Genomic DNA, 263 nt, shown 5'->3' on the forward strand with positions numbered 1-263 from the left:
CGATGGAGCGCACCTGACTGGTGAGGTTGGACGCCATCACGTTGACGGAGTCGGTGAGGTCCTTCCAGGTGCCCGACACGCCGCGTACGGTGGCCTGGCCGCCGAGCCCTCCCTCGGTGCCGACCTCGCGGGCGACGCGGGTGACCTCGTCGGCGAACGACGAGAGCTGGTCGACCATCGTGTTGATGGTCTCCTTCAGCTCCAGGATCTCGCCCCGGGCGTCGACGCGGATCTTCTGCGACAGGTCGCCCTTGGCGACCGCG

The 263-nt window shown here is 68.8% G+C and carries 1 protein-coding gene; it reads right to left on the reverse strand.

What is annotated here, in order from left to right; translation table 11 throughout:
- The coding region (locus FLX08_RS40260) for a HAMP domain-containing protein (RefSeq protein ID WP_142625469.1) at positions 1-263 on the reverse strand (263 nt) is incomplete at both ends.

Source organism: Microbispora hainanensis (assembly GCF_006874475.1).
Taxonomy (GTDB): domain Bacteria; phylum Actinomycetota; class Actinomycetes; order Streptosporangiales; family Streptosporangiaceae; genus Microbispora; species Microbispora hainanensis.